Annotated in this window: 19 protein-coding genes; 10 read left to right on the top strand and 9 right to left on the bottom strand. The window is 66.8% G+C overall.

From position 1 onward, the window contains the following. Positions 1-212: 212 nt before the first annotated feature. Positions 213-2084, top strand: a complete 1872-nt coding sequence (gene htpG / locus XM1_RS02615; RefSeq protein WP_068429266.1) for a molecular chaperone HtpG — start codon at positions 213-215, stop codon at positions 2082-2084. A gap of 61 nt (positions 2085-2145) precedes the next feature. Here htpG and XM1_RS02610 read toward each other — a convergent pair whose 3' ends face one another. From XM1_RS02610 to XM1_RS02580, 7 genes are all read right to left on the bottom strand, one after another. Further along, entirely contained in the window at positions 2146-2565 is a 420-nt protein-coding gene (locus tag XM1_RS02610; protein ID WP_068429263.1) for a hemerythrin domain-containing protein, read from the bottom strand. Between the two features lie 552 nt (positions 2566-3117). After that, entirely contained in the window at positions 3118-4926 is a 1809-nt protein-coding gene (gene mutL / locus XM1_RS02605; protein ID WP_068429261.1) for a DNA mismatch repair endonuclease MutL, read from the bottom strand. A 22-nt stretch (positions 4927-4948) separates the two neighbouring features. Next, complete coding sequence (locus XM1_RS02600) at positions 4949-6685, bottom strand: diguanylate cyclase (protein ID WP_068429258.1); 1737 nt, start codon at positions 6683-6685, stop codon at positions 4949-4951. 132 nt (positions 6686-6817) lie between these two features. Then, the gene (pgi, locus tag XM1_RS02595) at positions 6818-8455 is read right to left on the bottom strand and encodes a glucose-6-phosphate isomerase (RefSeq protein WP_068429255.1); all 1638 of its coding nucleotides are present in this window, start codon (positions 8453-8455) and stop codon (positions 6818-6820) included. A 34-nt stretch (positions 8456-8489) separates the two neighbouring features. After that, positions 8490-9857 (bottom strand): 4Fe-4S binding protein, encoded by a 1368-nt coding sequence (locus tag XM1_RS02590; protein WP_068437433.1) that lies wholly within the window; start codon positions 9855-9857, stop codon positions 8490-8492. Between the two features lie 85 nt (positions 9858-9942). Further along, positions 9943-11403 (bottom strand): carbohydrate porin, encoded by a 1461-nt coding sequence (locus XM1_RS02585; RefSeq protein ID WP_068429252.1) that lies wholly within the window; start codon positions 11401-11403, stop codon positions 9943-9945. Further along, positions 11403-11927, bottom strand: a complete 525-nt coding sequence (locus tag XM1_RS02580) for an iron transporter (protein ID WP_369816045.1) — start codon at positions 11925-11927, stop codon at positions 11403-11405. The genes XM1_RS02585 and XM1_RS02580 overlap by 1 nt, the downstream gene beginning before the upstream one ends. 300 nt (positions 11928-12227) lie before the next feature. Between XM1_RS02580 and XM1_RS02575 the strand changes: the two genes are divergently transcribed. The 9 genes from XM1_RS02575 to XM1_RS02540 all read left to right on the top strand — a co-directional run bounded on the left by XM1_RS02575 (position 12228) and on the right by XM1_RS02540 (position 19369). After that, a complete protein-coding gene (locus XM1_RS02575; RefSeq protein ID WP_068429247.1) occupies positions 12228-12566 on the top strand; it encodes a cupredoxin domain-containing protein in 339 nt (112 codons plus the stop codon). Positions 12567-12580: 14 nt separating this feature from the next. After that, positions 12581-12748 carry a hypothetical protein gene (locus XM1_RS23830; protein ID WP_156428619.1) on the top strand — a complete coding sequence of 56 codons (168 nt, stop codon included), beginning with the start codon at positions 12581-12583 and terminating at the stop codon, positions 12746-12748. Positions 12749-12809: 61 nt separating this feature from the next. Further along, on the top strand, positions 12810-13313 hold the full coding sequence (locus XM1_RS02570; RefSeq protein WP_068429243.1) for a GNAT family N-acetyltransferase: 504 nt from the start codon (positions 12810-12812) through the stop codon (positions 13311-13313). A gap of 188 nt (positions 13314-13501) precedes the next feature. Then, positions 13502-15049: a murein biosynthesis integral membrane protein MurJ gene (murJ, locus tag XM1_RS02565; RefSeq protein ID WP_068429240.1), complete on the top strand. Its 1548-nt coding sequence runs from the start codon at positions 13502-13504 to the stop codon at positions 15047-15049. Between the two features lie 64 nt (positions 15050-15113). After that, positions 15114-16112, top strand: coding sequence for a tryptophan--tRNA ligase (trpS, locus tag XM1_RS02560; protein ID WP_068429237.1), 999 nt, complete (start codon positions 15114-15116; stop codon positions 16110-16112). After that, positions 16109-17089: a DUF2333 family protein gene (locus tag XM1_RS02555; protein ID WP_068429234.1), complete on the top strand. Its 981-nt coding sequence runs from the start codon at positions 16109-16111 to the stop codon at positions 17087-17089. Before trpS ends, XM1_RS02555 begins: the two co-directional genes overlap by 4 nt. Before the next feature lie 113 nt (positions 17090-17202). Continuing rightward, positions 17203-18129, top strand: a complete 927-nt coding sequence (locus tag XM1_RS02550) for a sulfite exporter TauE/SafE family protein (protein ID WP_068429231.1) — start codon at positions 17203-17205, stop codon at positions 18127-18129. Continuing rightward, complete coding sequence (locus XM1_RS02545; RefSeq protein ID WP_068429228.1) at positions 18129-18878, top strand: TIGR02186 family protein; 750 nt, start codon at positions 18129-18131, stop codon at positions 18876-18878. The genes XM1_RS02550 and XM1_RS02545 overlap by 1 nt, the downstream gene beginning before the upstream one ends. A 23-nt stretch (positions 18879-18901) precedes the next feature. Next, positions 18902-19369, top strand: coding sequence for a universal stress protein (locus tag XM1_RS02540; RefSeq protein ID WP_068429224.1), 468 nt, complete (start codon positions 18902-18904; stop codon positions 19367-19369). Here the strand turns inward: XM1_RS02540 and XM1_RS02535 are convergent. Beyond that, entirely contained in the window at positions 19362-19790 is a 429-nt protein-coding gene (locus XM1_RS02535) for a DUF1398 domain-containing protein (RefSeq protein WP_068429221.1), read from the bottom strand. The genes XM1_RS02540 and XM1_RS02535 overlap by 8 nt on opposite strands. Positions 19791-19809: 19 nt before the next feature. Then, the gene (locus XM1_RS02530; RefSeq protein ID WP_068429218.1) at positions 19810-20262 is read right to left on the bottom strand and encodes a MarR family winged helix-turn-helix transcriptional regulator; all 453 of its coding nucleotides are present in this window, start codon (positions 20260-20262) and stop codon (positions 19810-19812) included. Positions 20263-20372 lie beyond the last annotated feature (110 nt).

Raw genomic sequence — 20372 nt, 5'->3', positions numbered from 1 at the left:
CGCCGGGCGACTCGGTTCTTTTAATCAGTCCCGCCGTCCGGGCGGGACCTTGAAGCTCGGGGCGCCATACATAGCCATTTACAATGGCCTTGGCAATGCCGGGAGCGAACTTCCATTGTCTCGGAGAATCGCCGCACTTGCAAGCTGGCGCCGCTCCCCTCATATCAGAGCGCCTTTTCATGCAACCCAGGCTCAAGGGAGACGGATAAGCCATGGCCGAAGAAAAGCGTCAATTCCAGGCGGAAGTCGGCAAGTTGCTCGACATCGTTGTTCACTCGCTCTACTCCAACAAGGAGATCTTCCTGCGCGAGCTGATCTCCAACGCCTCGGATTCATGCGACCGGCTGCGCTACGCCGCCATCACCGACCCCGACCTGCTGGCCGGGGATTCCGAGTTCCGCATCCGCCTCGTTCCCGACAAGGACGCCGGCACGCTGACCATCGCCGACAACGGCTTAGGGATGAGCCATGACGAGCTGATCGCCAATCTGGGCACCATCGCCAAGTCGGGCACCTCGGAATTCCTGTCGCGCCTGACCGGCGACGCCAAGAAGGACGTCACCCTGATCGGCCAGTTCGGCGTCGGCTTCTACTCCGCCTTCATGGTGGCCGGGGAAGTCAGCGTGGTCACCCGCAAGGCCGGCGAGGCCAAGGGCTGGAAATGGGTGTCGGACGGCAAGGGCGAGTTCACCGTCACCCCCGCCGAGGACGCGGCGCGCGGCGCCGCCATCACCTTGAAGCTGCGCGAGGGCGAAACCGAGTTCCTCGACGCCTGGCGCCTCAAGTCCATCGTCAAGCGCTACTCCGACCACATCGCCATTCCGGTGACGCTGAAGGACGGCGAGGCGGACGAGGAGACCATCAACTCGGCCAACGCGCTGTGGACCCGGTCCAAATCCGAGATCACGCCCGAGCAGTACAAGGAATTCTACCACCACGTCGCCCACGCCTTCGACGAGCCGTGGTCGACGCTGCACTACAAGGCCGAGGGCGCCATCGAGTACACCGGCCTGCTGTTCATTCCGTCGTCCAAGCCGCTCGACATCTTCCACCCCGACCGCAAGCAGCACGTGAAGCTCTACGTCAAGCGGGTGTTCATCACCGACGATTGCGAGGAGTTGCTGCCCCCTTACTTGCGCTTCGTGCGGGGCGTGGTGGACAGCCAGGACCTGCCGCTCAACGTCAGCCGCGAGATGCTGCAGCACAATCCCGTGCTGTCCAAGATCCGCACCGGCCTGGTCAAGCGTATCCTGGGCGAACTGAAGAAGAAGTCCGAGGATTCCGACGGCAAGTACGACGAGTTCTGGGCCGCCTTCGGCCCGGTGCTGAAGGAAGGCATCTACGAGGATTTCGAGCGCAAGACCGACATCCTGGAGCTGTGCCGCTTCCGCTCCACCCATGGTGACGGGCTGACCACGCTGGCCGATTACGTGGCGCGCATGAAGGACGGCCAGGACGCCATCTACACCATCACCGGCGACGATATCGAGCAGTTGAAGAAGAGCCCGCAGCTGGAAGGCTTCAAGGCCAAGGGCGTCGAGGTTCTGCTGCTCACCGATCCCATCGACGAGTTCTGGGTCTCGGCGGTGCCGGCCTATGCGGAAAAGCCGTTCCGCTCGGTGGCCGCCGCCGGCGCCGACCTCTCCAAGGTCAAGGCCCCCGAGGGCGCCGAGGAGGCCAAGGCGGACGAAGCCCCGGCCGGCGAGCTGACCACCCTGATCGAGGCGGTCAAGCTGGCGCTGGGCGAGCGGGTCAAGGACGTGCGGTCTTCCGAGCGCCTGACCGAATCCGCCGTCTGCCTGGTGGCCGCCGAGGGCGAGATGAGCATGCATCTGGAAAAGATGCTGCGCGCCCACAACCAGGCTCCGGGCGAACGCGCCCGCATCCTGGAGATCAACCCCCGCCACGCCCTGATCAAGGGCCTTGCCGCGCGTGTGGCGGCCGGCGGCACCAACGGGGGCGTGGAAGACGCCGCCTTCCTGCTGCTGGACCAGGCCCGCATCATCGAGGGCGAGCCCCCCGCCGACCCGGCCGCCTTCGCGCGGCGCATGGTGGCGGTGATGGAAAAGGGCCTGCTGGGATAAATCCTATCGCTCCCCCCTCCCCCGGTTTGCCGGGGGAGGGTCGGGGTGGGGGCCTGCCCCCTCACGCCGCCTTGTCGAACAAATCGTAGAGGCGGCTTTCTTCCCGTTCCACCCGCGCCTTGAACAGGCCCAGGATCTCGCGCGTCGCCGTGACGAAGGCGGCGGGGTCGCGGCCGATGGCCAGCGGACCGGCCCAGGCCTTCTTGTAGGCGTCGAAACGCTGCGACAGGCTGCCCATCTCCGCCTGGAACTCGGCGGCGGTGCGGCGCAGCGCCGCATCGGCATGGGCGGCGCATTTCGGGTACAGCGTGTTGTCCTCGATGGCCAGGTGGATGGAGAACTTGCCGAACAGGTCGAGCACCACCTTGGACACCGCCGCCGGGTCCTCGGCGATGCGGGCCGGCACCAGCATGGGCTCCAGACGGCCGACGATCTCGCGCAGCCCATCATGATGTTTACGGAATCCGTCGGTCTTTCTCATGGCTGTATTCCTTCGCTTCAAGCAACTGAGGCGATAATACCCAACTAGATGACTATGGTACTTGACGGCGGTCAAGCGGGTGGAGAAGGCGGCCTATCGTAGTTTGCACCAAGCTCAGACACCCCCCTGCGTCATGGCCGGGCTCGACCCGGCCATCCATGTAGTGCCGTTTGGCACTCCGCTGGATCGGGCCGCGTGGACGCCCGGAACAAGCCCGCTTCCATCCGGTCTAAATTCAGGTGAGAGACCAGAATGGTCGGATCAACGCGGCTTTCAGCCGTTCATCAACACGGATGGACACGGATGCCGCTTCGCGGCCACGGATAGATACGGAGACCGAAAGTTCCTCATTGTCGTCCCGGCTGAAGAGCCGGGACCCAGGAGCGGCTCCCCATGGGTCAAAACAGGGATCACAGCCAAAGGAAAGACATATCCGCGCCCATCCGCGAGCGGCGCAAAGCGCCGCATCCGTGTCCTGCGACTCCATTCTGGCCGCCAGGAATTAAACCGGAAACCAGCGGATGAAGCGCTGCAGCCTAAACTGGCCGGACTCTACCGCCGCCCGAACAGCTTCTCGATGTCGGCGAGACTTAGGGAAACGTGGGTGGGCCGCCCATGGTTGCACTGGCCTGAAAGCGGCGTGGCCTCCATGCGGCGCAACAGCGCGTTCATCTCGGGAATGGACAGGCGGCGGCCCGCCCGCACCGAGCCGTGGCAGGCCATGGTGGCGCAGATATGGAGCAATCGCTCCTCCAGCGCGGTGGCCGCCCCCCATTCGGCCAGTTCGTCGGACAGGTCGCGCACCAGCCCCTGGACGTCGCCGTCACCCAGCAAAGCGGGAATTTCGCGCACCACCACGGCGCCGGGGCCGAAGGGTTCGACCACCAGGCCCAGGCGGGCCAGTTCCTCGGCGCGCTCGGCGATGCGGGCGGCGCCGGCATCGCCCAGATCCACCACCTCGGGCAGCAGCAGGCCCTGGCGGGCCACCTTGCCGTCCTCGAGGCCCAGCTTCAGGCGCTCGAACACCAGACGCTCGTGGGCGGCGTGCTGGTCGACGATCACCAGCCCCTGGGCGGTCTCGGCGACGATATAGGTGTCGTGCAACTGGGCCTTGGCCGCCCCCAGGGGATAATCGGCGGCGATCTCCTCTGCCTCGTCCGCCCGGGCGGCGGGAGCGGAAGGCGGCAGGTCGAGGCCCAGGCTCTGCTCGGACAGCCCGAAGGGCGCCTGGGCGGCGACGCCGGCCCGCACCAGGACCGGGGACGGCCGGGCCGGCGGATAATGGCCGAAGGAGGGGGGCGCGGCGCTGCTGCCCCCCAGCGCCCCCAGCGCCACGCCGGTCAGCGTCGAGCTGGCCCGGTGGCCGGCTCCGGCCAGGGCGTGACGGATGGCGCCGACGATCAGGCCGCGCACCAGCCCGGAATCGCGGAAGCGCACCTCGGCCTTGGCGGGATGGACGTTGACGTCCACCTGATCGGGGTCCAGTTCCAGGAACAGGGCCACCACCGGATGGCGGTCGCGGGCCAGCACGTCCTGATAGGCGCCCCGGACCGCGCCGATCACCAGCCGGTCCTTCACGGGCCGTCCGTTGACGAACAGGTACTGGGCGGCCGAGGTGGCGCGGTTATAGGTGGGCAGCCCGGCCCAGCCGGTCAGCCGCACCCCGTCACGCTCGGAATCCAGCGCCAGGGCGTTGGGCTCGAACTCGCGGCCCACCACCTGAGCGATGCGGGCCAGACGGGCGGCGGCCGGCTCGCCCCGCTTGGCCGCCAGGTCCAGCACCTTGCGCCCGCCGTCGGACAGCGAGAAGGCGATTGCCGGATGCGCCATGCCCAAACGCTCGATCACGTCGGCGGCATGGGTCAGTTCGGTGCGCGCCGCCTTGAGGAATTTGAGCCGCGCCGGGGTGGCGTAGAACAGGTCCCTGACCTCGATGCGGGTGCCAAAGGGGTGGGCGGCGGGGACCGGCTGGCCCTTGGCGCCCCCTTCCACCGACAGGCTCCAGGCGGATTCCGCGCCCCGAGGCCGGCTGGTCAGCGTCAGGCGCGCCACCGAGCCGATGGAGGGCAGCGCCTCGCCGCGAAACCCTAAGAACTGGACGCGCACCAGATCGTCGTCGGGAAGTTTCGAGGTGGCGTGGCGCTCCACGGCCAGCGTCATCTCGTCCGGGCCCATGCCGCAACCGTCGTCGGTGACCGCGATCAGCGCCTGCCCGCCTTCGCCCAGCACCACGTCGATACGGGTGGCTCCGGCGTCGATGGAGTTCTCCACCAGTTCCTTGACGGCCGAAGCGGGACGCTCGACCACCTCGCCGGCGGCGATCTGGTTGACCAGGGTGGGAGGAAGGAGACGGATGGGCATGGGCGGGAGTTTAGCGCTCCGGCTACCCCACCGCCACCCTGTTGCGGCCCGAGCGCTTGGCGGCGTAGAGCGCCATGTCGGCGCGCGACAGCATGGCGTCGATGGAGCTGTCGCCGTCCAGCCGTTCGGCCAGCCCGATGCTGGCGGTGAAGGCGACGATTCCCTGGTCGGTGGGAAGGCGGATGGCGGCGATGGCCAGGCGCAGGCGTTCGGCCACCAGCAGGGCGCCGTCCTGGTCGGTCTCGGTCAGCACGATGGCGAATTCCTCGCCGCCCATGCGGCCCAGCACGTCCTCGTGGCGGATTTCATGGGCGCAGGTGGCGGCCAGCGCCTTGATGGCCACGTCGCCCACCGGATGGCCGAAGGTGTCGTTAATGCGCTTGAAGTGGTCGATGTCGAGCATCAGGGCCACCATGGGGCGCTGATGGCGGCGCGCCCGGTCCAGCTCCGCCCCGGCCAGCTCCATGAAATGGCGGCGGTTGAAGGCCCCGGTCAGCACGTCGGTGGTGGCCAGGCAGCGCAGCTCGGCCTCCATGCGCTTCCTGTCGGTGATGTCGAGCATCACGCCGATCACGCCCTCGGCATTGTGGTCGCGGCCCAGCCAGGCGGTCTTGCTGACCACCACGTCCAGATGCTCGGCCAGACGGACATGGAGCCGGGCCTCGAACTGGACGCGGCGCCGTTCCTTCAAGGCCTCGGCGTCGGCCAGCCCCGAAGCGGCGGCGAAATCCGGGTTGACCGTCACATCCATGGTCCGCCCGATCCATTCGGTGGCGTCGATGCCGTGCAGCTCGCGGAAAGCGCCGTTATAGCCGAGATAACGGCCGTGGACGTCCTTCCACCACAGGGGGTTGGGCACCGCTTCCAGCAGGCTTTCGACGAAGGCGCGGGCCTCGACGGCGCGCGAGCGCTCCTCGGCCAGTTCGCGGGTGCGGGCCGCCACCTGCTGCTCCAGGGTGTCGTTCATGTGCCGCAGCGCCGCCACCGCCCGGATCTGTCCGGTGATGTCGCGGGCCTCGACCATGTATTCCGGGGCGGCGCCCCTGGACGGCAGCCGGGTGGCCTTGATCTGGGCGTCGAACACCGAGCCGTCCAGGCGGGCGAGACGCATGGGCATGATGCCGCCCTCGTCCAGCAGGGCGGACAGGTCGGCGGCGACGATCTCGCGGTATTCGCCGGCGAAGATCTCCGACAGGGGGCTGCCGACGAACTGGCTGGAATCGCTGCCGCCCAGCACGCCGATTCCGGTGGCGTTGATATAGCCGATGCGCCCGCCGTGGCAGAGCAGCACCAGATGCATGGAGCGCTCCACCAGCGCCTGGAAGCGGTCCTCGCTATGCCGCGCCGTGCGCGCCAGATGCCCCTGGTGGGAAATGTCGCGGGCGGTCACCACCGCGTGGGCTGGCCCCAATTCGCGGGCGGGATGGATCTGCAGCTCGGCCTCGGAGGCGGTGCCGTCCAGGCGGATGATCTTGATGGGAAAGGCGGAATCCTCGATCTCCTTCAGGTGCAGAAGGTCGTCGATCACCCCGGCGTAGTCGCCACCCACCAGATCGCGGAAGACGCGGCCCACCACCGCCTCGCCTTCCCCGGCCCCCAGCATGGAGATTCCGGCGCTGTTGACGTCGATCACCACGCCCTCGGCGCACAGGCAGACGAGGTCGCGCGACACTTCCAGCACCGTCATGAAATTGGCGCCGAAGCGCGGCCCCTTGCGCCGCCGTTCGGCCGGCGTCTCCACCCGTCCCATGCTGCCCATTCCCGGTCCGCCCCTTCCCAGGGTACCAAACTCAAGTATGGATCATGCATATACCGGTTCGAATGCGGCGATACCAGCCCAAATACCGCCCTACGTCAAAGCGGATAAGTTCTGGTGAATCATTGATCAATATTACCGCATTGAACGGACAGCTTTGATGAGATTCTCCGTCGAACAGTCATGACCACCGGGTGTACTGCCCGACGACAATTCCGGCAGGATGGCCTTGGCCAGCACCTTGCCCAGCTCCACCCCCCACTGGTCGAAGCTGAGCACGTCCCAGACCACGCCCTGGACGAACACCTTGTGCTCGTAGAGCGCGACCAGCATGCCGAGCGTGAAGGGGTCCAGCCGGGGGTAAAGCAGCATGTTGCTGGGCCGGTTGCCGGGAAACACCCGGTGGGGCAGCTGGAAGGCGATCTCGGCTTCGTCCATGCCGGCCTTTTCCAGTTCGGCGCGGGCCTCGGCCTCGGTCTTGCCCTTCATCAGCGCCTCGGCCTGGGCCAGGACGTTGGACAGCAGCAGCAGGTGATGCTCGCCCAGCGGATTATGGCTGTTGGCGGCGGCCAGGAAATCGCAGGGGATCAGGCGGGTGCCCTGGTGGATCAGCTGGTAGAAGGCGTGCTGGCCGTTGGTGCCGGGCTCGCCGAACACGATGGGGCCGGTGCCCCAGGCGACGCGGGCCCCGTCCCGCGCCGTGCCCTTGCCGTTGCTTTCCATGTCCAGCTGCTGGAGATAGGCCGGCAGGCGGTGCAGGTACTGGTCGTAGGGCAGCACGGCATAGGAATCGGCGCCCAGGAAGTTGGCGTTCCAGATGCCGATCAGGGCCAGGATCACCGGCAGGTTGGACTCCAGCGGCGCGCTCTGGAAATGCCGGTCCATGGCATGGCCGCCGTCCAGCAGGCGCTCGAAATGGTCGAAGCCCACCGCCACGGCGATGGACAGGCCGATGGCCGACCACAGGGAATAGCGCCCGCCCACCCAGTCCCAGAACTCGAACATGTTGGCGGTGTCGATGCCGAACTCGGCCACCGCCCTGGCATTGGTGGACAGCGCCACGAAATGGTTGGGGATGGCGGCCTCGCCCAGCTTTGCCGCCAGCCACGTCCGGCAGGTGCGGGCGTTGGCGATGGTCTCCTGGGTGGTGAAGGTCTTGGACGCGACGATGAACAGGGTGGTCTCGGGGTCGCACAGCTTCAGCACCTCGGCGGCGTGGCTGCCGTCGACGTTGGAGATGAAGCGGACGGCCAGCCCCTCCCTCTGGTAGGGCTTCAGGGCCTCGGTGACCATCACGGGGCCCAGGTCGGACCCGCCGATACCGATATTGACCACGCTATGGATGGGCTTGCCGGTGGCCCCCTTCCACTCGCCCGAGCGCACCCGGCCGCTGAAATCCCTCATGCGGGCCAGCACGGCCCCCACCTCGGGCATCACGTCGGCTCCGTCCACCATGACCGGGTGGCCGGAACGGTTGCGCAGCGCGGTGTGAAGCACGGCGCGGCGCTCGGTGGCGTTGATCTTCGCGCCCTCGAACATGGCCTCGCGGGCCTGGGGCAGCCCGGCCTGTTCCGCCAGACGGAGCAGGGCATCCATCACGCGCGTATCGATGCGGTTCTTGGAGTAATCCAGCAGCAGGTCGCCCAACTGGGCCGAAAAGCGGTCGAAGCGGCCGGGATCCTCGGCGAACATGTCGCGCATGGGGCGCCGGCCGGTGGTGGCGGCCAGCGCCTCCAATTCCTTCCAGGCGGGAAGCGTCGTCGGATGTGCCATCAGGTTCCCCCGTATTGCCTGGGGGAATCCTACCCTACCAGACGAAGAAGAACACCCCCCACATGCCGATCTGGGCGAAGGCTCCGGCCAGCCCCAACGGCCAGGCGGCCAGGCGGCGGGCCAGGGAAACCGCCGGCATCGAACGCCACAGCAGCAAGGCGCTCCAGGCCAGCCCCACCGCCAGCACTCCGGCGCGGGCGTCGGGAACCCAGGCGAGGAAGACGCCCTCGGCGGTGAGCTGGGTCAGCGTCATGGCCGACAGCCCGACGATCAGCCCCGCCGCCCCGGCCGGCACCAGGGCGTAACCCAGGCGCCAAAGGAGCTCGGGCCGGCCCAGCGCCCGGGCGCTCAGCCCCAGCCCGGCCAGTCCGATCAAACCGAACAGCAGCGCCGCGCCGCCCATGTAGGCCAGGATGCAAAAGCCGTCCAGCAGGGTGAAGACCTCGCCGGTCTCGTCGGAATTGGTCAAGAGCCACCAGGGCAGGGTCTCGGTCATGGGGAACAGGATGTCGTGTTCCACCAGGATCTTGGCCAGCCCCTGCTTCAGCGCGATGAACACCGGCGAGGCCGACCACTGGAACGCTCCGCTGGCCACGCCCATCACCCCGAACAGCAGCAGGACGATGTCCCAGGGCGACACCTCGCGGGCGGGAAGGTCGGCGATCTCCGATCCCGGCAGGCGGGGCGCCAGTTCCACCGCGCCCCGGTGGCCCGAGCAGCGGCCGCAATTGTGGCACGAGCCGCCGCCGGTCATGGCGCGCACGTCCACCAGGGTGGCGCAATCCACCGCATGGGTGCGCGGCGCCGCCTTCCACGCTTGCGCATCGACGCGGAAATGAACGGGCGCCAGGCGCGACAGCAGCGAGAACACGCCGCTGGCCGGGCAGAGATAGCGGCACCACACCCTTTTGCCCCGGCCGTAGACCAGACCGATGCCCAACGCCATCACCGTCGAGGCCCCCAGGATCAGCAGCGCCGCCTTGGGATATTCATAGACCGTGATCATCTGGCCGTAGATTGTGGTGCAGACGAAGGCGACGAAGGGCCAGCCCTTCCAGCGCAGCCAGGCGGGGATGGCGCGGCCCAGACCGTGGCGGCTGACCCATTCGGTCATGGTGCCCTCGGGGCAGAACAGGCCGCACCAGGCGCGGCCCATGACCACCATGCTGACCATGACGAAGGGCCACCACACGCCCCAGAAGGCGAACTGGGCGAACAGCACCAGATCGTCCCAGATATGCTTGGAATCGTCGGGCACCGGCAGGAAGGCCGGCAGGGTGACCAGGACCAGATAGACGACCACCATCAGCCATTGCACCGCCTGGATCAGCCGGGAGTGGCGGGCCAGGAAATGGCCGATAACGGCCAAGGCGGGTGGGCGGACGGGTGTCAGGCTGTTCATGCGGTCCTCAAAGGTGAAGCCATGCCCGGCATTGGGACCGGGCATGGCTGATATTGATAATACCAATGAGATGCATTCGCATCATTTAATACGTCAACTGCCCTCTCAACCCCAAAGCGTAGACCACGGCGCTGGACGGGTCGCCGCCGGGATGGCGGATGACCTGGAAGTCCGGAGTCATTTCGAAATTGGGGGTCAGGCGGTAGCGGTAGTAGATTTCCGCCAGCTGCTCGAAGGACAGGGCCTTGTAGCCGAAATCCGGAGTGCCGTCGTTGTCGTTGTCCAGCGTCGCCGACTGCTCGCGGAACTTCTTGTTGACGTGGGACGCCACCAGGGCCATGCCCAACCCGTCGGTGCCGCGGCCCCAATAGGACCCGCCGATCTCGCCGCCGATGCTCAGGCTCTGGTCGAAGCGGGGGTTGCCCTTCACCTCGTAGCCGTAGCGGCTGAACAAGGTGATGTAGTCGTCCACCTTCTGGTCGAGGCTGATGCCGATGCCGGCATGCTTGGCCCGCTTGTTGTTGAAGTCGGTGGCGCGGTCGTTCATCCAGCCATAGATGCGGTAGTTGCCCTCCAGGCCGCCGAAGAAGCGCTGGGTGGTTTCCGCCTGGACGATGCGGAAGGGGAAGTCGGTGGAATTCTGGAAGGCGGCGCCGTCGCCGGTTTCCAGGATCGCCGCCTGCAGGCGCCAGACCTGGGACTTGTCGGTCTCGTTGACATAGGCGACGCGCAGGCCGGGCGTGAAGCCCAGGCCGTCGACGCCCACGTCGCCGCCGGCGTCCAGCAGCGGATTGTGGACCAGCGCCTGGTTCATGAAGTAGCGGGTCTCGTCGGCGGCCACCGTGTTCTGATCGAAGAACACGAAGGGGTCCATCTTGCCGATGGTGAACTCCATGCGGCTGGTCTTGGTGGTCGGGACGTCCAGCTGGTACCACGCCTGCACCAAGTCGATGGCGGCGTCGGAGGTGTTGGCGTCGGGACGCTGGAAGGCGGTGGCGTTGGGCGACGAGAACGAATTGTTCACCGCCTGGACGCCACGGCCCTGGCCCATGCGCACATGGGTGAAGATGGTGCCCTTGGACGCGCCGACCTTGCCGCCGGGCAGGGTGACCGTCACGTCGCCGCGCCAGTTGAGCTGGCTTTCCTTGTCCAGCTGCTGGCCCACCAGATTTTGGCCGACCATGGTCATGCCGGCGCCCACCTTGACGTCGCCCAGCGCGTCGAGAATCTTCTTGCCCTTCTTGTAGGACAGCACGTCGGTCTCGGCGGCCTTGACGCGGGCGGCGATCTGGGGCTCGGTCTCGCTGATGGTGTCCTGGTCCAGGGCCTTTTCCACCGCGGCGTTATGGCTCTCCAGCTTCTCGATGCGCTGCTCGGTGTCGGTGGCGACGGTCTTCTTGCGCTCCAGCTCCTCGACGCGGTTGGCCAGACGCTTGATCTCGGCCAACAGCTCGGCGGTGGACGGGTCCTTGGCCGGAGCGGCCCAGGCCGGGGCGGCGGCGATCATCCCGATCGCGGCCGCCGTGGTGAGGAAACGGCTCTTCATCAGTAGCCGCCCTTCTTGCCGACACCGGCGAAGACGAATTCGTAGTCCAGCGAGAAGGCGGGGAACCACGGACGCACGCCGGTGGCGCGGTCGGTGTGGCGGCCGTAATGCTTGCCGGACGCGTTCTCCGGGGCGTTGGGCGGCAGGATGGTGTACTTCACCTTGTACTTGCCCGGGCCCTTCATCTTGATGTTGTCACCGTAATGGGGGCCGTCATTGGCCACCATGGGCATCATGTCGCCCTTGATCACCTCACCGGTGTCCACCTTGGTAACCTCGTACTTGACCAGCAGGTAGGGGATCCAAGAGCCTTCCGGGTAGCCGTTGGGGTTGCCCTGCAGCGCCTTGATGTCGGCTTCGATGTGGATGTCCGACTGCTCGGGCTGCAGCATCATGCCATCGGGCTCCATGCGCACGGCCTGAAGGTAGACGGCGCCGATCTCCATGCCGTAGCGGTTCTCGGGAGCCCCGATGGGGTACTCCACCGCCAGGGCCGGGGCGGAAGCGGCGGACAGTCCCGCCATGACGGCGAGGGCGGGAAGAAGGGTCTGGCGTTTGATCATGGGGGCCTCTGCGCGGATGGGAATGCGACTGCAAGTGACTCGCAATTGCTTTTGGTTAAGTCCTGGGGCCTTGTCTGTCAACACCCATAATTTCCTTCCGGCTTACGGCGAGGGGCGCGCGGGGCGCCACACGGCAAAATTTATCTCGATAAATCATTGTGTTGGCTGAGAATGAACAATTCCCGCAATCCAAATCTGGACAAAGCCCTAGGACTTGAGTATGAGAATGCGAGTCGCTCGCAAATTCTCAGGGAGCCATCCATGCCCGCCATCCTGCGATTCATCCTCCCCGCCCTGCTCCTCGCCCTGTGGAGCCCCGGCGCAATGGCCGCCGACGAGGTTCTGGTCAAGCTGACCATCAAGGACCATCGCTTCATTCCCGAGCGGCTGGAAATCCCCGCCAAGACCAAGGTGGTCCTGCTGATCAAGAACGAGGATTCCGAGCCCGAGGAATTCGAGTGCCTGCCGCTCCGGCGCGAAAAGATCGTCTTTCCCGGCGCCGAGATCCGCGTGGTGCTGGGCAAGGTCGATCCCGGCGAATACCCCTTCTTCGGCGAGTACCACGAAGCCACTGCCAAAGGGATGATCATCGCCCGGTGAAGACCCTAATACGGATGAGCCGTCGCAATCACCGCCTCCGGAATGCGAATATCCATCCATCACGTATGGTTATTCTCCGGCATCGTGTTGAGGAGGCGGCCATGGAAGACTTTTCCAAGAACCTGCTGATCGCAGCCTTACCCGGCGGCAGCTACTGGCTTCTCGGCCTTCTGCTGCTTTAGTCGCGGTGGCCTTCTCTCTCCCACCGTGTCAGGATTTGCCGGCACGGTCGGGAGAGATGGCATGAGGGACGACGTCGAGATCGTGGCGGGATGGCAGCCGGGCGCCATCGGCGACATCGTCGCCATGCATTCGCGCTATTACGCGCTCCACTGGAATTTCGGCCCCTATTTCGAGGCCAAGGTGGCCACCGAGCTGGCCGCCTTCGTGCGCGACCGCCATCGCTCCGCCAGCCAGCTGTGGTGCGCCGTGGACTCGCGCGAGCACATGATCGGTTCGGTGGCCATCGACGGGGCCAAGGGGCCGGAAGCCGGCGCCCATCTGCGCTGGTTCATGGTCGACCCCAACCGCCAGGGCATGGGGGCGGGCTCGCGCCTGCTGGATTGCGCCCTGGAATTCTGCCGCGAGAAGGCCTTCGCCTCGGTCTACTTATGGACCTTCGCCGGCCTACACGCGGCCCGGCGCCTCTACGAGGCCCGGGGCTTCGTCCTCACCCAGGAATTGACCGGCGAAACCTGGGGCAAGCCGGTGACCGAGCAATGCTTCCAGCTGAATCTGGCGGGATAATACCAACCTGCGCTGAGTAAAACTCATCGCAGGTTGGATAGGCCCAAGGGGCCGCGCGCCTTATGGCGCGGGAGGCAAGGGCGCACCGCGCCCGCCCGCCGCGTGAGGGCGCTGCGGTGATCGGTTCCGATCATCGCGGCTTAGTATCACCCCTTGCGTCGGCCAAGGGTTGCGCCAATAGTGCCGCCATGAGTCTGTTCCGCTCCATCGCCACGGTCGGCGGTTTCACCATGCTGTCGCGCGTCACCGGCTTGGCGCGCGAGATGATGATCGCCCATTTCCTCGGCGCCGGCGCGGTGGCCGACGCCTTCTTCGTCGCCTTCCGCTTTCCCAACCTGTTCCGCTCGCTGTTCGCCGAAGGGGCGTTCAACGCCGCCTTCGTGCCGCTGTTCACCGGAAAGATGGCCGCCGAGGGAACCGAGGAGGCGCGCCGCTTCGCCGAGCAGGCGTTCTCGGTCATGGCCCTGGTGCTGACCCTGTTCGTGGCGGTGATGGAACTGGCCATGCCCTGGGCCGTCTACGGCCTGGCGCCGGGCTTCGACACGGTGCCGGGCAAGATGGCGCTGGCCGTGGAATTCTCGCGCATCTGCTTTCCCTATCTGCTGTTCATCTCGCTGGTGTCCCTGCAGGCCGGAGTCCTGAACTCCATGGGCCGCTTCGCGGCGGCCGCCGCCACGCCGGTGCTGTTGAACCTCACCTCCATGGCCGGGCTGTGGTTCCTGGTCCCCTATTCCGAGACCGCCGGCCACGCCATGGCCTGGGGCACCTTCGCCGCCGGCGTGGTGCAGTTCGTCTGGCTGTCGCGCGCCGCGCGGCGCGTCGGCATGGGGCTGGGCTTGACCCGCCCCCGCCTGACGCCCGAGGTCGGGCTGTTGTTCAAGCGCATCGTGCCCGGCGCGGTGGGCGCCGGGGTCTATCAGGTCAACCTGGTGATCAACACCATGATCGCGTCCACCGTGGCCGACGGCGCGGTGAGCTACCTCAACTACGCCGACCGGGTGAACCAGCTGCCGCTGGGCGTGGTGGGCATCGCCATCGGCACCGCCCTGCTCCCCACCCTGTCGCGCCAGCTGAAGGCGGGCGAGGCGGACGCGGCGCGCACCAGCCAGAACCGCGCCATGGAGCTGGGTCTGGCGCTGACCCTGCCGGCGGCTGTGGCGCTGATGGTCATCGCCGCGCCGGTGATCCGGGTGCTGTTCGAGCGCGGCTCCTTCGGGCCCAACGAGACGGCGGCCACCGCGTCCGCCCTGGTGGCCTTCGCCATCGGCCTTCCCGCCTATGTGCTGGTCAAGGTGCTGGTGCCCGGCTTCTTCGCCCGCGAGGACACCTCCACGCCGGTCCGCGTGGCCGGCGTGGCCATGGTGCTCAACGTCGCCCTCAACCTCGCCATGGCCAAGCCGCTGGGCCATGTGGGCATGGCGCTGGCCACCGCCATCGCCGCCTGGGCCAACGTGGCCATCCTGGGCGTGCTGCTGGCCCGGCGCGGCTATTTCACGCTTGATCAGCGCCTGAAGTCCAAAGCGCCCCGCATCGTCGCCGCCTGCGCCGTGATGGGGGCCGTGCTGTGGGGGGGCAAATGGGCGCTGTGGCCCCTGGCCCAGGGCCAGCTGATGGCGGTAGGCATCCTGGCCGGGCTGGTGGTGCTGGGCGCCCTGGCCTTCCTGGCCGCCGCCCAAGTGCTGGGCGCGCTGAGTCTCGGCGAAATCAAGGGTATGGTTCGCCGCAAGCGGGGTTGATTTGGCCCCGGCAGGGAGTATACCTCTCCCCCTGATCATCGCTCGAACGGAGTCCAAACCCGTCATGAACCGCATCTTTTCCGGCGTCCAGCCCACCGGCAACCTCCATCTCGGCAATTACCTGGGCGCCATCCGCAACTGGGTGCGGCTTCAAGACCAGTTCGAGTGCGTCTTCTGCATCGTCGACATGCACGCCATCACGCTGTGGCAGGACCCCAAGGAACTGACGCGCAACATCCGGGAAGTGACCGCCGGCATGATCGCCGCCGGCGTCGACCCGGCCAAGCACATCGTCTTCAACCAGTCGACGGTTCCGGCCCACGCCCAGCTGGCCTGGATCTTCAACTGCGTGGCGCGCATGGGCTGGCTGAACCGCATGACCCAGTTCAAGGACAAGGCGGGCAAGCACAAGGAGAACGCCTCGGTCGGGCTGTTCGCCTATCCCAACCTGATGAGCGCCGACATCCTGGCCTACAAGGCCACCCACGTGCCGGTGGGCGAGGACCAGAAGCAGCATCTGGAGCTGGCCCGCGACACCGCCCAGAAGTTCAACAACGATTTCGGCGTCGAGTTCTTTCCGCTGCCCGAGCCCATCATCCCGCCCGAGGCGGCGCGCATCATGTCCTTGCGCGACGGCGCCAAGAAGATGAGCAAGTCGGATGAAAGCGATTACTCGCGCATCAACATGACCGACGATTCCGACACCATCGCCTTGAAGATCAGGAAGGCCAAGACCGACCTCGAGCCGCTGCCCGGCACCCTGGAAGGCCTGGAAGGCCGTCCCGAGGCGTCCAACCTGCTGGGCATCTACGCCGCCCTGGCCGACAAGGAGAAGGCCCAGGTGGTGAGCCAGTTCGAGGGCCGTCAGTTCTCCGACTTCAAGAAGGAACTGGTGGAGCTGGCCGTCTCGGTGCTGGGCCCCATCAACGCCGAGATGAAGCGCCTGATGACCGATACCGCCCACATCGACGCCATCCTGCGTTCGGGCGCCGAGCGGGCCGATGCCATCGCCCGGCCGATCATCAAGGACGTCTACGACATCGTCGGATTCCTGCGGCCATGACCCAGCGCTTCGCCGAAGGCCTGCTGAACGCCACCGCCGCCGCCCTGGCCGGCATCGCCGCGGTGCTGCGTCATCCGTCGCGCCGTTTCGTGCTGTGGGCCTTCGCCCTGGTGGTGGTGCTGGTCTTCCCGGTGGCCATGCTGGTCATCAGCAAGGTGGACGACAATCCCGACTTCGCCGCCGGCACGGTGACGGCCCCCCGCTCGCGCGGGGTGGCGGTGACCGCCGCCCTGATCACCCGCGAGCTGGACGGCAGCAAGTGGCACGCCAACGACCCGTTCTTCATGCCCGGCGCCTGGCTGCGCGACATGCCGGCCTTCCAGCTGGGTCTGGTGGGCGGACTGGCCCGCATGGTCGGCGCGCTGAATTCCGAGAAGGGCGTGGCCTTCGGCCCCAACGGCGCCGACGTCAACCTCAACCACGCCGCCGGCCTGCTGAAATATCCCGGCACGGTGTGGAAGTTCGACACCCATAAATCCTGGCTGCCCACCGCCTCGGCCGAGAAGCAGTACCGCAACGCCCAGCGCTCGCTGGACCTCTACAACGATATGGTGGCGGCGGGCGGCACGCAATTCGAGCGCAAGCCCGAGGCCCTGGTCGCCATCGTCGAGGCGCTGATCCGCGACCTGGACGAGGTCACCGAGGCCATCGACCATCATCTGGCCGCCGGGCATCTGGTTCTGCTGGATTTCGGCGTGGACGGCGTGTTCTACGGCAACAAGGGCCGGCTTTACGCCTATTCCATCGTGCTGCGCGAGTTGGGCCGCGATTTCGAGAAGACGCTGGCCGACCGCCGCCAGCTGGAAGCCTGGACCCGCATGGTCGACCACTTGGCCGCGAGCGCCCGCCTCAAGCCCTGGCTGGTGTGGAGCGCCGCCCCCGATTCCAGCGTCCTGCCCAATCATCTGGCGGCGCAGGGATACGGCGCGCTGCGGGTGCGCATGCAGGCCGCCGAGCTGCTGGCGGCGCTGAAATAGGGCGAACATTAGAAAACCATAAAATTCCTGTTGCCATCATACCCCGGTTGGAGCGACAACCAATGGACCCCGTAAGCGCCGTATGAGAGCGCAAGGGGCAGGGGGCGGAAGGAATGCAGATCTACCTTCCCATCGCCGAGATGTCGGTGAACGTCTTCGTCATCCTAGGGCTGGGTGGCGGAGTGGGATTCATGTCCGGCCTGTTCGGGGTCGGCGGCGGCTTCCTGATGACGCCGCTGCTGATCTTCCTGGGCGTGCCGCCCACCGTGGCGGTAGGCACCGAGGCCAACCAGATCGTCGCCTCGTCGGTGTCTGGCGTGCTGGCCCATTGGCGGCGCGGCAACGTCGACGTCAAGATGGGGCTGATCCTGACCCTGGGCGGCTTCGTCGGCTCGACGCTGGGCGTCTATCTCTTCAAATGGCTGCGCGGCCTGGGCCAGATCGATCTGGTCATCTCGCTGTGCTACATCATCTTCCTGGGCATCGTCGGCTCGCTGATGCTGGTGGAAAGCATCCAGGCGCTGATGGCCAGCAGGCGCAACGGCGGCAACATCCCGGTGCGCAAGAAGCACCAGCACAGCTGGATGCACGGCCTGCCCTTCAAGATGCGGTTCCGCCGCTCGCAGCTCTACATCAGCGCCGTCGTCCCGGCCACCATCGGCCTGTTCGTCGGCATCCTGGCCGCCCTGATGGGCGTCGGCGGCGGCTTCATCATGGTGCCCGCCATGATCTACCTGCTGGGCATGCCAACCTCGGTGGTGGTGGGAACCTCGCTGTTCCAGATCATCTTCGTCACCGCCAACGCCACCTTCCTGCAATCGACCATGAACCACACGGTGGACGTGGTCCTCGCCCTGCTGCTGCTGCTGGGCGGCGTGATCGGCGCCCAGATCGGCGCCCGCTTCGGCGTCAAGCTGAAGGGCGAGCAGCTGCGCTCGCTACTGGCCCTGATGGTGCTGGGCGTCTGCATCAAGCTGCTGTTCGACATGGTGACGGTGCCCGGCGAATTGTTCGCCGCCGGAGCGGGAGGCAAGCACTGATGCGACGCCTGCTCCTCGCCCTCCTTTTGCTGCTGCCCGCCGCCCGCGCCCAGGCGGTCGAGCCGCTGGTCGCCGACCTGTCCAAGCATCTGGTGGCCATCACCACCGGTTTCGCCGGCACCGACGTCCTGCTGTTCGGCGCCATCGAGGAGGTCGGCGACGGCAAGAACGGCGACGTGGTGGTGGTGGTGCGCGGCCCCAACAAGACCGAGACCCTGCGGCGCAAGGACCGCGCCGCCGGCATCTGGATCAATTCCGGCATCGCCAAGGTGGACAACGCGCCGTCGTTCTATCACGTGGCCTCGACCCGCCCCCTGGACCAGCTGGCCCCGCCCGGCATCCTGGGACGCCACCAGATCGGGCTGGATCATCTGGATCTGGACATCCGGGTCAAGGATGCCGGCGCCGACCTGGAACAGTACCGCCGGGCGCTGATCCGCCTGAACCAGAAGAAGGGCCTTTACGGCGACAAGGTCACCGACATCGGCATGCTGAGCCAGCGCCTGTTCCGCACCGACGTGCATTTTCCCGCCAACGTGCCGGTGGGCGTCTACATGGTCGAGGTCTACCTGATGGTGGGCGGCCAGGTGGTCAGCGCCCAGACCACGCCGCTGGTGGTCAGCAAGATCGGCATCGGCGCCGACGTCTACGACTTCGCCCATCAGCAGGCGGCGGCCTACGGCCTCATCGCCATCGCGCTCGCCGCCTTCGCCGGCTGGCTGGCCGCCGTGGTCTTCAAGAAAGCCTGAGTCAATCCGGGGAGGGCATCATCATGCCGACCAATCGCGTTTTCCTGGTGGTGGTGGACGATTCGCCCGAGATGCAGGCGGCGCTGCGCTTCGCCTGCCGCCGGGCCTATTCCTCCGGCGGTCAGGTGGCGCTGCTGCGCGTGATCGAGCCCACCGAGTACGAGCACTTCGCCTCCATCGGCAATCTGATGCGGGCCGAAGCGCGCGAGGCGGCCGAGGAGCTTCTCAACCGCCTGGCCGGCGACGTCAACCAGCTGTCCGGCCACATGCCAGTGCTCTACGTGCGCGAGGGCAGCCCCAGGGACGAGCTGATCGCCCTGATCGCCGAGGAGCCCTCCATCTCGGTGCTGGTGCTGGCCGCCGATACCGGGCCCAGCGGGCCGGGGCCCCTGGTCACCGCGCTGAGCGGCAAGTATATCGGCAAACTGCGCGTGCCGCTCACCCTGGTGCCGGGCAGCCTGACGCCCGAGCAGATCGACGCCATCAGCTAGGCTTGGGCGGCACCCCGGACTCATCGGGGAAATGCTCCACATGCGTTTCGGCCGTCCGGCCGAAATAGACCACCCGGCGGCCGGGGAACGAGACCAGATAGCCCGCGCAGCCGGCGGCCTTCGCCTTCTCGCAGAATCGTTGATAGCTGTAATCGGACCCGCCCGCCTGCGCCCAGCGCACCAGCGTCCCGATCCGGGCGGCGTCGAAGGCGGCCGGAATGGCCCCGGCCGATGACGGCATATCGAGGACCACGCTGTCGCCGCCGTCCAGGTAATAGGTCTGGCTCTCGTCGCGGTAATCCACCAGATAGCCCTCGAACCCGGCCGCGGCCAGCCGGCCGACGATTTCGGGAAAGCCGAGACTGCCGTCGTGGGCGGCATGCAGGCAGGCTGTTGCGACGGCGATCCGGTCCGGGTCCATGGCGTGTTTCCTTCTCAGCTCAGTCCACGGGGACGGAGGTCAAACCCCGCTTCTCGGCCAGGGTCTTCAGAATCCGGTCCAGATCCCCGCGCTCCTTAAGGGTCAGGACGCCGAAATACTCGGCATCGTTGGCATCGGCCAGCGCCGCCAGGACCGGCACCTTGCTCCGCCCCAAGGCCGTCAGGGCAAGGCTGTGCGCCCGCCTGTCGCCGGGGTTGTCCTGGCGGGCGAGAAGGCCCTTTTCCAGCAGCCGGTCGGCAAGCTTGCTGATGGCGCCCTTGGTCATTCCCATCTTCCTGGCCAGGACCGTGGGCGCCATGGCCTGGTGGTCGTAAAGGGCGCGCATGAGGGTCCATTCCGCGACCGTGACCCCCTCCGCCGCAACCTTGCGGGCGAAGTCATGCGACACGGCGTTGGAAACCATCCGCAGCCAGTAACCCGCATGGGCGGCCAAGTTCGAGACGGCGGTCATCGGGGCGTCCTTGAAGTTTACAAGGAAACTATATCGATCTTGTTTCCTAGTCAACTTAATCCTGTCGGCCCCGCCCGTCTCCCCGCCGTCCGGCCCGCGTCGGCGCCATG

This window comes from Magnetospirillum sp. XM-1 (assembly GCF_001511835.1).
Classification (GTDB): Bacteria; Pseudomonadota; Alphaproteobacteria; order Rhodospirillales; family Magnetospirillaceae; genus Phaeospirillum.
The sequence above is the reverse complement of the archived record's forward strand: the minus strand, read 5'-3'. Positions and strand labels throughout refer to the sequence as shown.

Coding starts and splice junctions, on each gene's coding strand:
- htpG (WP_068429266.1), top strand. CDS start 213: ATGGCCGAAGAAAAGCGTCAATTCCAGGCGGAAGTCGGCAAGTTGCTC.
- XM1_RS02610 (WP_068429263.1), bottom strand. CDS start 2,565: ATGAGAAAGACCGACGGATTCCGTAAACATCATGATGGGCTGCGCGAG.
- mutL (WP_068429261.1), bottom strand. CDS start 4,926: ATGCCCATCCGTCTCCTTCCTCCCACCCTGGTCAACCAGATCGCCGCC.
- XM1_RS02600 (WP_068429258.1), bottom strand. CDS start 6,685: ATGGGCAGCATGGGACGGGTGGAGACGCCGGCCGAACGGCGGCGCAAG.
- pgi (WP_068429255.1), bottom strand. CDS start 8,455: ATGGCACATCCGACGACGCTTCCCGCCTGGAAGGAATTGGAGGCGCTG.
- XM1_RS02590 (WP_068437433.1), bottom strand. CDS start 9,857: ATGAACAGCCTGACACCCGTCCGCCCACCCGCCTTGGCCGTTATCGGC.
- XM1_RS02585 (WP_068429252.1), bottom strand. CDS start 11,403: ATGAAGAGCCGTTTCCTCACCACGGCGGCCGCGATCGGGATGATCGCC.
- XM1_RS02580 (WP_369816045.1), bottom strand. CDS start 11,927: ATGGCGGGACTGTCCGCCGCTTCCGCCCCGGCCCTGGCGGTGGAGTAC.
- XM1_RS02575 (WP_068429247.1), top strand. CDS start 12,228: ATGCCCGCCATCCTGCGATTCATCCTCCCCGCCCTGCTCCTCGCCCTG.
- XM1_RS23830 (WP_156428619.1), top strand. CDS start 12,581: ATGAGCCGTCGCAATCACCGCCTCCGGAATGCGAATATCCATCCATCA.
- XM1_RS02570 (WP_068429243.1), top strand. CDS start 12,810: ATGAGGGACGACGTCGAGATCGTGGCGGGATGGCAGCCGGGCGCCATC.
- murJ (WP_068429240.1), top strand. CDS start 13,502: ATGAGTCTGTTCCGCTCCATCGCCACGGTCGGCGGTTTCACCATGCTG.
- trpS (WP_068429237.1), top strand. CDS start 15,114: ATGAACCGCATCTTTTCCGGCGTCCAGCCCACCGGCAACCTCCATCTC.
- XM1_RS02555 (WP_068429234.1), top strand. CDS start 16,109: ATGACCCAGCGCTTCGCCGAAGGCCTGCTGAACGCCACCGCCGCCGCC.
- XM1_RS02550 (WP_068429231.1), top strand. CDS start 17,203: ATGCAGATCTACCTTCCCATCGCCGAGATGTCGGTGAACGTCTTCGTC.
- XM1_RS02545 (WP_068429228.1), top strand. CDS start 18,129: ATGCGACGCCTGCTCCTCGCCCTCCTTTTGCTGCTGCCCGCCGCCCGC.
- XM1_RS02540 (WP_068429224.1), top strand. CDS start 18,902: ATGCCGACCAATCGCGTTTTCCTGGTGGTGGTGGACGATTCGCCCGAG.
- XM1_RS02535 (WP_068429221.1), bottom strand. CDS start 19,790: ATGGACCCGGACCGGATCGCCGTCGCAACAGCCTGCCTGCATGCCGCC.
- XM1_RS02530 (WP_068429218.1), bottom strand. CDS start 20,262: ATGACCGCCGTCTCGAACTTGGCCGCCCATGCGGGTTACTGGCTGCGG.